Source organism: Brevundimonas sp. PWP3-1b1 (assembly GCF_049896065.1).
In the GTDB taxonomy this organism is placed as follows: domain Bacteria; phylum Pseudomonadota; class Alphaproteobacteria; order Caulobacterales; family Caulobacteraceae; genus Brevundimonas; species Brevundimonas intermedia_B.
This window is the reverse complement of the sequence record NZ_JAFCTO010000001.1, coordinates 152,818-161,439: the sequence shown is the minus strand read 5'-3', so window position 1 is coordinate 161,439 and position 8,622 is coordinate 152,818. Positions and strand designations below refer to the sequence as shown.

The 8,622-nt window shown below is 68.8% G+C and carries 12 protein-coding genes; 6 read left to right on the top strand and 6 right to left on the bottom strand.

Features of this window, described 5'->3' with window-relative positions:
- Window positions 1–7 precede the first annotated feature (7 nt).
- Entirely contained in the window at window positions 8–1,096 is a 1,089-nt protein-coding gene (hisC, locus tag ACP69V_RS00770) for a histidinol-phosphate transaminase (protein ID WP_426022257.1), read from the top strand.
- Window positions 1,097–1,141: 45 nt separating this feature from the next.
- Here hisC and ACP69V_RS00765 read toward each other — a convergent pair whose 3' ends face one another.
- The 5 genes from ACP69V_RS00765 to ACP69V_RS00745 are packed head-to-tail and all read right to left on the bottom strand — an operon-like array spanning window position 1,142 to window position 4,969.
- Entirely contained in the window at window positions 1,142–1,930 is a 789-nt protein-coding gene (locus ACP69V_RS00765) for a MipA/OmpV family protein (RefSeq protein ID WP_426022256.1), read from the bottom strand.
- Between the two features lie 41 nt (window positions 1,931–1,971).
- Window positions 1,972–2,685: a lysophospholipid acyltransferase family protein gene (locus ACP69V_RS00760; protein WP_426022255.1), complete on the bottom strand. Its 714-nt coding sequence runs from the start codon at window positions 2,683–2,685 to the stop codon at window positions 1,972–1,974.
- Window positions 2,686–3,345: a YdcF family protein gene (locus tag ACP69V_RS00755; RefSeq protein WP_426022254.1), complete on the bottom strand. Its 660-nt coding sequence runs from the start codon at window positions 3,343–3,345 to the stop codon at window positions 2,686–2,688.
- Window positions 3,342–4,250 carry a cell division protein FtsX gene (locus tag ACP69V_RS00750; RefSeq protein ID WP_426022253.1) on the bottom strand — a complete coding sequence of 303 codons (909 nt, stop codon included), beginning with the start codon at window positions 4,248–4,250 and terminating at the stop codon, window positions 3,342–3,344. The genes ACP69V_RS00755 and ACP69V_RS00750 overlap by 4 nt, the downstream gene beginning before the upstream one ends.
- Window positions 4,247–4,969, bottom strand: coding sequence for a cell division ATP-binding protein FtsE (locus tag ACP69V_RS00745; protein WP_426022252.1), 723 nt, complete (start codon window positions 4,967–4,969; stop codon window positions 4,247–4,249). The genes ACP69V_RS00750 and ACP69V_RS00745 overlap by 4 nt, the downstream gene beginning before the upstream one ends.
- A gap of 71 nt (window positions 4,970–5,040) precedes the next feature.
- Between ACP69V_RS00745 and ACP69V_RS00740 the strand changes: the two genes are divergently transcribed.
- The 5 genes from ACP69V_RS00740 (at window position 5,041) to ACP69V_RS00720 (ending at window position 8,352) form a co-directional block, all read left to right on the top strand.
- A complete protein-coding gene (locus ACP69V_RS00740) occupies window positions 5,041–6,000 on the top strand; it encodes an MJ0042-type zinc finger domain-containing protein (RefSeq protein WP_426022251.1) in 960 nt (319 codons plus the stop codon).
- Window positions 5,993–6,526, top strand: a complete 534-nt coding sequence (locus ACP69V_RS00735; protein ID WP_426022250.1) for a phosphoribosyltransferase — start codon at window positions 5,993–5,995, stop codon at window positions 6,524–6,526. Before ACP69V_RS00740 ends, ACP69V_RS00735 begins: the two co-directional genes overlap by 8 nt.
- Before the next feature lie 186 nt (window positions 6,527–6,712).
- On the top strand, window positions 6,713–7,267 hold the full coding sequence (gene rplU / locus ACP69V_RS00730; protein ID WP_426022249.1) for a 50S ribosomal protein L21: 555 nt from the start codon (window positions 6,713–6,715) through the stop codon (window positions 7,265–7,267).
- Between the two features lie 96 nt (window positions 7,268–7,363).
- The gene (gene rpmA / locus ACP69V_RS00725; RefSeq protein ID WP_426022248.1) at window positions 7,364–7,651 is read left to right on the top strand and encodes a 50S ribosomal protein L27; all 288 of its coding nucleotides are present in this window, start codon (window positions 7,364–7,366) and stop codon (window positions 7,649–7,651) included.
- Between the two features lie 167 nt (window positions 7,652–7,818).
- The gene (locus ACP69V_RS00720) at window positions 7,819–8,352 is read left to right on the top strand and encodes a GNAT family N-acetyltransferase (protein WP_346495793.1); all 534 of its coding nucleotides are present in this window, start codon (window positions 7,819–7,821) and stop codon (window positions 8,350–8,352) included.
- 15 nt (window positions 8,353–8,367) lie between these two features.
- On the opposite strand, the gene ACP69V_RS00715 is transcribed toward ACP69V_RS00720, so the two are convergent.
- A complete protein-coding gene (locus tag ACP69V_RS00715; RefSeq protein WP_135193876.1) occupies window positions 8,368–8,565 on the bottom strand; it encodes a hypothetical protein in 198 nt (65 codons plus the stop codon).
- Window positions 8,566–8,622 lie beyond the last annotated feature (57 nt).

Below are 8,622 nucleotides of genomic sequence, written 5' to 3'. Positions count from 1 at the left end.
GTTTCCCATGACCGACGCGCCCGCCCCCAAGCCCGGCATCCTCGACATCGCCCCCTATGTCGGCGGCAAGTCGTCCATCGCCGGCGTCGCCGAGCCGATGAAGCTGTCCTCGAACGAGAACATGCTGGGCGCGGGCGAGAAGGCGCGCGCCGCCTATGAGGCCGCGATCAAGAACATCCACATCTATCCCGACGGCCGCGCCACCAAGCTGCGCGACGCCGCGGCCGAGATCCACGGGCTGGAGCCCGAACGGCTGATCTTCGGCAATGGCTCGGACGAGGTCTTCGCCCTGCTGAACCAGACCTATCTGACGGCCGGCGACAACATCGTCTGCGGCCAGTACGGCTTCCTCGCCTATCGCATCAGCGCCCTGGGCTGTGAGGCCCAGGTCAAGCTTGCGCCCGAGCCGAACTTCAAGGCCGAGGTCGACGCCCTGCTGGCCCAGGTCGATGACCGCACCAAGATCGTCTATGTCTCCAACCCGTCCAACCCGACCGGCAGCTACAACACGGGCGAGGAAATCCGCCGCCTGCACTCAGCTCTTCCGGCCCACATCATCCTGGTCGTGGACGAGGCCTATGCGGAATATGTGACCGAGGCCGACTGGGAGACCGCCTTCCCGCTGGCCAAGGACGCCCAGAACATCGTCGTCACCCGCACCTTCTCCAAGATCCACGGACTGGGCGGTTTGCGCATCGGCTTCGGCTATGCGCCGCTGAAGGTCGCCGAGGCGATCGACCGCATCCGCCTGCCGTTCAACGTCTCGGTGCCGGGCGTGGACGCCGCCACCGCCGCCCTGTTCGACGAGGCGCACCAGACCGCGTCGCGCGACCTGGTGTCGAACTGGAAGCCGCGCCTGACCCAGGCCCTGCGCGGCTTCGGCCTGGAGGTGCTGCCCAGCGCCGGCAACTTCGTACTGGTGATGTTCGACGGGCCCGAACGCGCCGCCGCCGCCAACGAATATCTCAACACCAAGGGCATTATCGTACGCCCGGTCGGCGGCTACGGCCTGCCCCAGGCCCTGCGCATCACCATCGGCACCGAAGATCAGAATCGGGCCGTCATCGACGCGCTGAGCGAGTTCGCGGCGGGCTGATCGAAGCAAGGGACGGCGGCCGCATCCACGGCCGCCGTTCTGTAATCAGCCGCCGAAGCGGCGGGCGAAGAAGACGCCTGTGCGGATGGTGTCGTCTTCCTGGGACAGGGGGCTGTCGGCGACGTCGCCCAAACGGCGTTCGTAGTTGACCAGAGCGCCCGCGCCCCATTTGTCGCCGATCGGAACCAGCAGCACCAGACTGGCGCCTGCGCCTTGCAGGCCGCTGCCCGGCGAATAGGCGTCGATGCCGTTGCGCACGGCCTCGGCGGTGCTGACGCCGTAGTAGGCGTCGGCCAGCTTGGCGTCGCCGCCGCGGGCATAGACCGAGGCGTTCAGCAGGCCGATCGGCGTGACGCGTTGATGGCCGACCGAGGCGTAGTATTCGGTGCCTTCGCTGACGTCGGTCACGTCGCGGCTGACCCGGCCGCCGACCACGATGTTGCCCGGCAGACGCTTGTAGGCATAGGCGGCGAGATCGGCGCCGAAATCAGGACGATCCAGGTCCAGGCCCTCGATGTCTTCAGGCGAGAAGCGCGGGCGCAGTTGCAGGCCGGCGCGGAAGTCGTCGGTCTTGATCGCGTTCCAGCCCAGGCCGTCGATGGCGTTCACATAGACGACGTCGCGATAGTTGGCCGACACCCACGGCACGACCGTGGTCTGGGATCCCGTGTCGCCGCCGCTGTCCTTGCTGTAGAGGGCGCCGACGCCCAGATCGACAGTCCAGCCCTGGGGCGCAGGGCGAAGCTGCTCATAGGGTTGCGACTGGGCGAAGGCGGAGCCGGCGAAGGCGCAGGCGGCAGCGGCGGCGGCAAGAGCCAGGGTACGCGGGGACATGGGGAGTTCCTTGGACGAATTCGGTCACCCCATACGTTCGGCTAGGACTTTGGCTCCAACAGGGCCAACGAAGCCGTCTCGATGCGACTTTCCAGCAACGCCATCATCGTCCCGCGCTTCAGCCCGGCCGGGATCGGCTCCAGAAATTCGAACACCACCTTGCCGGGATAGCGGCGGAAGCCGTGCGCCGGCCAATGGACGCCGGAGTTGGTGGCCACGGGCCAGCATGGCCCTTCCAGATCGCGATAGATGGCGGCGACGCCGGGCTTGTAGTCGCCGGGCACGCCGGGGTCGTTGCGGGTGCCCTCGGGGAAGATGACGATCTGGCGGCCTTCGGACAGGCGGTCGTGCGCCTGGCGAGTCATGTCTTTCAGGGCCTTGGCGTGGCCGGCGCGGTCCACCGCGATCATCTTGGCCTTCCAGGCGAACCAGCCGAAGAAGGGCAGGGGCATCAGCTCCTTCTTCATGATGAAACAGGCGTCCGGAAGCACGGCCAGAAGGGCCACGATGTCCAGCATCCCCTGATGTTTCGACGCGATCAGGGCCGCGCCGGACGGGGCGTGCTCCAGCCCGCGCACCTCGACCTTGACCCCGGCGATCCAGCGCAGGCCGAACAGGACGATCTTCGCCCACAGCTTGCACACACCCTGAACATAGCGGTGCGGCGCCAGGAGGATGGGCGACAGGCCGATGGCGATGATCGGCATCGACAGATAGAGCCAAGCGGTGAAGAGCAGGGAACGCAGGGTGTTCACTTAAGACTCGGCCTTTTCGTCAGGAGACGTGTCGGGGGAGGGCGTCACGGCGTCGCCCTCCGTGTTGGCGGGCCGGTCTCGGGTGATGCGACGCACGCCCTCACGACCCAGGACGGCGAGATATTTCATATACTCCAGCGTCATGCGCCGCGCCGTCACCGCCGCCCGCCACCAGCGGACATTGTCCAGCGACGGGGTGGAGATGGCGTAGGGCGTCAGCGTCACGCCCGGCAGCTGGCCCCGGATTTCGACCAGCGAACGCGGCATATGATAGTCGGAGGTGACCACGATCAGGCTGCGATAGCCCTTGGCGCGGGTCCAGGCGGCGATCTCCTGGGCGTTGCCGACGGTGTCCTCGGCCTCGAAGCCCAGATCGACGCAGCAGTTGAACAGGCGGCTGGAGCCGGGCGTCAGCTCACGCAGTTCCTGGCGGCGGACCTCGCGGTTGACGCCCGAGATCAGCACCCGCTCGCCCTTGCCCTGTTCCAGTAGGCGAATGGCGGTGTTGACCCGTTCGGACGAGGGACCGGTCAGGGCGACGATGGCGTCGGCGCGTGCGGGATCGTCGGCCGGCGTCAGTTCGCGCACCCGATGCGCAAAGGCGAACAGGCCGACCAGCCAGATCAGGGCCGCGATGGCGATGACGCTCAACAGTCTCATGCGCCTCCTCCATCCTTGCCCGAAGCCAGCACTCGCATGGCGGCGAATCTCGCGGCGAGAACCGCAACCGTAGCCGCGAGCAGCGGGCATGGCGAGAGCAGCGCAAGGTCGCTCCAGGTGATCGGCAACGCCGCCGACAGCCCGTCCGATCCTCCCAGGAACCTCAGGAAGGCCAGCAGGATCGCGGCCAGCCCGGCGCCGATCGCGCCCGCGCCCGCCGCCATCAGGCCGAATCGCCGCTGGAACAGCCAGGCGATGGCTCCGTCCGTCGCGCCGTTCAGGCTCAATGTCTCGATCACGCCCTGCCCGGCGGCCAGACCCGCGCGGGTCGCATAGGCGATGGCGGCGGCGGCGGCGAAGGCGACGGCTAAAAAGGCGGCGCCGGCCAGGGCCGAGATCAGGGCGGCGGACCGCTCGACCTCGCCGCGCCACAGGCTGTGGTCGTCCACCGTCGCGTCCAGCCCGGCCTCGGCCAGGGCGCGGCTGAGGGTCACGGCGCTGGCCGGCGCCTGGGCGTTCAGCCTGACGGTCACCAGATGGGGCAGAGGCAGGTCGGGCAGGACCGCGTCGCCCAGCCAGGGTCGCAGCAGATCCTCGGCCGCCTTGCGGCTCAGGGCGGCGGCTTCTTCCACCCCGTCGACGCCTGACAGGGTCTCGGCCGCGCGGGCGGCGGCGGTGTCGCCGGTCTCGCCGACACTGGGGCGCACCTGCACCGTAGCCTCTGCGCCCAACTGTCTGGCCCAGCCGTGCGCGGCCCGGTCGGCGGCGGAGGCGGCGACGGCGGCTAAACAGGCCAGGAAACACAGGACCGCGATGACGGTCATCAGCCAGGGCTCGCCGGCTGCGGCGGGCGGCAACAGGCCGGGGCGGCGGCTGGACAGGCTGAAATCTGACAGGCGGATCATGCGGCGGCCCGCGACGGTTCGCTCAGACGCCCGGCGTCCAGACGCAGGACGCGCGCGCCGGACCTCTGGGCCAGGGCCTCGTCATGGCTGGCGATCAGAACCGTGGCCCCCAGCTTGTTCAGCGACTGGAACAGCCGCAGCAGCTTGTCAGCCATGACGGCGTCCACGCTGCCCGTCGGTTCGTCCGCCACGATCAGGCCGGGCCGGGTGATGACGGCGCGGGCGATGGCCAGCCGCTGTTTCTCGCCGCCGGACAGGGCCGGGGGACGGGCGTCCATGCGGCGACCCAGACCGACCCATTTCAGCATCTCATGCACATTGGCGGCATAGTCGGCCTCGGATCCGCCCGCCAGGCGCAGGGGCAGGGCGACGTTGTCGAAGGCGGACAGGTGATCCAGCAGGCGAAAATCCTGGAACACCACCCCCATGCGCCGTCGAAAGGCGGGGATGTCGCGGCGGTCGATGCGCGTGACATCCGATCCAAACAGGCGGATGCTGCCCGTCTGGGGTTGGTCCGCCAGCGTCAGCAGGCGCAGCAGCGAAGACTTTCCCGCCCCGGACGGCCCGGTAAGGAAGTGGAAAGAGCCACGCGGCAGAATGAGGTTAACGTCCCTCAGCACGTCGGGCGCGCCTGCATAGCCGAAGCCGACGCCCGACAGGCGAACGGTCTCGGTCGTGGCTCCAGTCATGGGGGCGGGTTCGGCGGGCGAGGACGGCATGATATGTGTTTCAGGAACAGGGCGCGGCGTCGCGCCTTACGGGAGGGGGCGACAGCCTCGCAGTCAGCCACATGATACTGACCTGCCCCGCCTGCGCCACCAGCTATTTCATTCGCGATGACGCGGTCGGTACGAACGGCCGCAAGGTGCGGTGCCAGTCTTGCGGCGAAGTGTGGCGCGCGACCCCCGACGAGCCGCTGGAACTGACCCTGACGCCCGAGCCGGTCGCCGCCGCCCCCACCCCCACCCCAAAAAGCACGCCGGAGCAGGAGCCCGCGCCGACCGCCAGTCTGGCCGAGACCCCCGCCCCGGAACTGCCCCGCGCCTTCCGCGCCCGCGCCGACCGCCAGAAGAAGCTGCGCCGCGCTGCCGCCCAGGGCGTCGTCTGGGCGGGCCTGGCCAGCGTCTTCATCGGCCTGATCGTGGCGGCCTTCCTGTTCCGGGTCGAGATCGTCCAGGCCTTCCCCAAGGCGGCCTCGGCCTACAAATTCTTTGGCGCGACGGTGAACCCGGTCGGGCTGGACTTCGAGGCCCTGACCGCCAAGGCCGCGCCGGGCCATCCCGGCATGGTCGTGGTGTCCGGCGCCCTTCGCAACGTGCGCGACGTCGAGATCGTGTCGCCGCCCGTCCGCGTCGCCCTGGTGGACGCCAACGGCGCGGAGGTGGGCTTCAAGATCGTGCAGATCGACGCCGCGCCCGTCCTGCCGGGCAAGGTCCAGGGATTCGCCGCCCTGATCCCCGATCCGGGCGGACACGGCGCCGGCATCGGCGTCGATTTCGCCCCGGTGAGCCCGACCCCAGCCAGGCCGGCCGCCGGGCACGACGACGACAAGAAGGCTGCGGCGCACGGGGCCAAACCGACTTCCGACCACGCCCCCGCCGCAACGCCGCCGGTGACGGCCCAAGGGCTGCGTTCGGCCACGGCGCCCGGCGCCGAGGCCCCGAACAACGCCGCGCCGATCGACGCGCGACCCGTGGGGGCGGTGGACAAGGGGCAGGGTGAGGCGGTATCGCCCTCGCATCATGGCTGATCCCTCCCCGACGCCGACCGTTCTTTTGCCCGAGGCCGAGGTGGCGCGCATCGTCGCCGACCTGGCCCAGCGTATCGCCCCGGTGATCGACGACGACACCGTCGCCGCCGTGCTGCTGACCGGCGGCCTGTGGTTCGCCGCCGACCTGACCCGCGCCCTGTCGCGCGTCGGGCGCAACGTCCGCTTCGACGCGCTTTGGCTGGCCTCCTACGGCGACGAACAGACCAGCCGGGGCCGCATCGACGTATACGCACCGTTCCAGCGCCCGATCACCGGGCGTCGCGTCCTGATCCTGGACGACGTGTTCGACACCGGCCTGTCGCTGGCCGAGGCGGTCCGCATCGCCAGGGAAGCCGGCGCGTCCGAGGTCTTGACCTGCGTCTTCGCCAGAAAGCCCTGGCCCGCGCCGCGTGCGCCCGAGCCGGACTTCGTCGGCTGGGAGGCGCCGAACCGCTTCCTGGTCGGCTACGGCCTGGACCACGCGGGCGCCCTGCGCGGCCTGCCCGACATCTGCGCCCTGGATTGAGTCTGGATTGAGTCTGGGACTGAGGCCGTATGGGCCATAACGGCGGGGGATAATCCGTCCGGGGCTGAATTTCCGCCGGGTTCGGCGTTGACTCTCGGACACCCTTCCGTATATGTCGCCGCTCTTCGCCGCCGGGGGTGTCCTTGGGCGGCGTATCTTTTTTTGCGTTTGCGCTGAGGCTTCAACATGTACGCGGTGATCAAGACCGGCGGCAAGCAGTACCGGGTCCAACCGGGCGACACCATTGTCGTCGAAAAGCTCGACGGCGACGCCGGCTCGGAGCTGAAGTTCGACAGCGTCCTGATGCTGGGCGGCGACAACGGTGTGACCCTGGGCGCTCCCCTGATCGACGGCGCCTTCGTCGGCGCGACCCTGGTCGAAACCCGCAAGGGTGAGAAGATCAAGATCTTCAAGAAGACCCGTCGCCAGGGCTATCGCCGCACCAACGGCCACCGCCAGATGGAATCGGTTCTGCGCATCACCGGCATCGACGGCGCCGGCGAGACCGCCAAGTGGGACGGCAAGGTCGATCTGACGACCAAGGCCGAGATCAACCTGCGGGCCCGCAACCTGGCCGCCCGTGACGCGACCTCTTCGCTGGGATCGACCGAGACGGTCGTGACCGACGTGGACGGCGCCGAGGTCAAGGGCGTCGTGGTCGAGAGCTCGGCTCCCGCCAAGAAGGCCCCGGCCAAGAAGAAGGCCGCGCCCAAGGCTGAAGCCGCCGGCGACGAAGCCTAAGACATTCACCGGCGCCTCACAGCGCCAGACCTAGTTACGGACGCGCTCAAGTAGGCCGAAAGGCCGGTAGCGCACCAAGAAAGACGGAGCGGCAAGATGGCTCACAAGAAATCCGGTGGTTCGTCGCGTAACGGTCGCGACTCCGAGTCGAAGCGCCTTGGCGTGAAGAAGTATGGCGGCGAGCGCGTGCTGGCCGGCAACATCATCGTGCGCCAACGCGGCACCACCTTCCACCCGGGTGAGAACATTGGCATGGGCCGCGACCACACCCTGTTCGCCCTGACGCACGGCGCGGTGAAATTCACCAAGAAAGCCGGCGGTCGATGCTATGTGTCGGTCCTCGCGGCCAACGACGACGCCGCCCAGGCTATGGCGGCCGAGTAACGCAGTCTGGAACACTCCGGATCGTGTTGCTCCTGAAAGCAGCCGGTCCGGACCAGGGAAGATATTCCGCGGGGAGTCTGGATCACCAGGCTCCCCGTTTGCGTTTCCCCGCCTCGAAGACCGTCCGAGCCCTTCAAGGAGACGGTTGAAGATCCGAGGCAACGCCCATGTGCGTCATCGAAACCTCTCCCGTCGTCGAGACCCGGCGTCTGGTCCTGCGGGCGCCCGCGCCCCAGGACGCCCCGCGCATCGCGGCCCTGGCCAACGACCTGGACATCGCGCGCATGACCAAGCGGATGCCGCATCCCTTCCAGATGCGCGACGCCGACGACTTCGTGCTGCAGGTGGCGTCCCAGGATCCCCGGCGGGCCAACACCTTCGTCATCGACCATGAGGATGTGGGACCGATCGGCGTGATCGGCCTGTTCGAGGGCGAGGATCGCGTGCCCGAGACGGGCTACTGGATCGGGCGCGAGTATTGGGGTCGGGGCTTCGCCACCGAGGCCCTGGACGCCGCCCTGGTCTGGGCCAGCCGCAAGTGGAAGCGCCGGGCGCTGGTCGCCGGCCATTTCGCCGACAACCCGGCCTCGGGCCGCGTCCTGGAGAAGGCGGGCTTTCTCTACACCGGCGAGACGCGCCGAGCCTGGAGCAAGGCGCGTCGGGCCGAGGCGGACACCCGCATGATGGTCTGGCTGGCCTGAACAGCCAGCCAGGCGTCAGCCGCCGGCCAGGGTCGGTCCATAGACGGCGGCGGCGGTGATCAGGCCGACCACCAGCATGGCGCCCGCGCCGGCGATGAAGGTGGCGATGGTCTTGGACCGTCGCCGCCGCATGCCGCCCGCCTTGTATTTGCGTATGATGACCGATGGCCCTCGTGTAAAGGCCTCGGACCCTACGATATTGTGTTGGGACAAGAAAACGCTCCCCGAACTCTCGCACAGAAGAAGCGATCAGTCCGGGGCGCTCGTGGT

What these genes read in the sequence shown, in the direction of transcription:
- hisC (WP_426022257.1), top strand. Translation starts at nt 8, where the DNA reads ATGACCGACGCGCCCGCCCCCAAGCCCGGCATCCTCGACATCGCCCCC.
- ACP69V_RS00765 (WP_426022256.1), bottom strand. Translation starts at nt 1,930, where the DNA reads ATGTCCCCGCGTACCCTGGCTCTTGCCGCCGCCGCTGCCGCCTGCGCC.
- ACP69V_RS00755 (WP_426022254.1), bottom strand. Translation starts at nt 3,345, where the DNA reads ATGAGACTGTTGAGCGTCATCGCCATCGCGGCCCTGATCTGGCTGGTC.
- ACP69V_RS00750 (WP_426022253.1), bottom strand. Translation starts at nt 4,250, where the DNA reads ATGATCCGCCTGTCAGATTTCAGCCTGTCCAGCCGCCGCCCCGGCCTG.
- ACP69V_RS00745 (WP_426022252.1), bottom strand. Translation starts at nt 4,969, where the DNA reads ATGCCGTCCTCGCCCGCCGAACCCGCCCCCATGACTGGAGCCACGACC.
- ACP69V_RS00740 (WP_426022251.1), top strand. Translation starts at nt 5,041, where the DNA reads ATGATACTGACCTGCCCCGCCTGCGCCACCAGCTATTTCATTCGCGAT.
- ACP69V_RS00735 (WP_426022250.1), top strand. Translation starts at nt 5,993, where the DNA reads ATGGCTGATCCCTCCCCGACGCCGACCGTTCTTTTGCCCGAGGCCGAG.
- rplU (WP_426022249.1), top strand. Translation starts at nt 6,713, where the DNA reads ATGTACGCGGTGATCAAGACCGGCGGCAAGCAGTACCGGGTCCAACCG.
- rpmA (WP_426022248.1), top strand. Translation starts at nt 7,364, where the DNA reads ATGGCTCACAAGAAATCCGGTGGTTCGTCGCGTAACGGTCGCGACTCC.
- ACP69V_RS00720 (WP_346495793.1), top strand. Translation starts at nt 7,819, where the DNA reads ATGTGCGTCATCGAAACCTCTCCCGTCGTCGAGACCCGGCGTCTGGTC.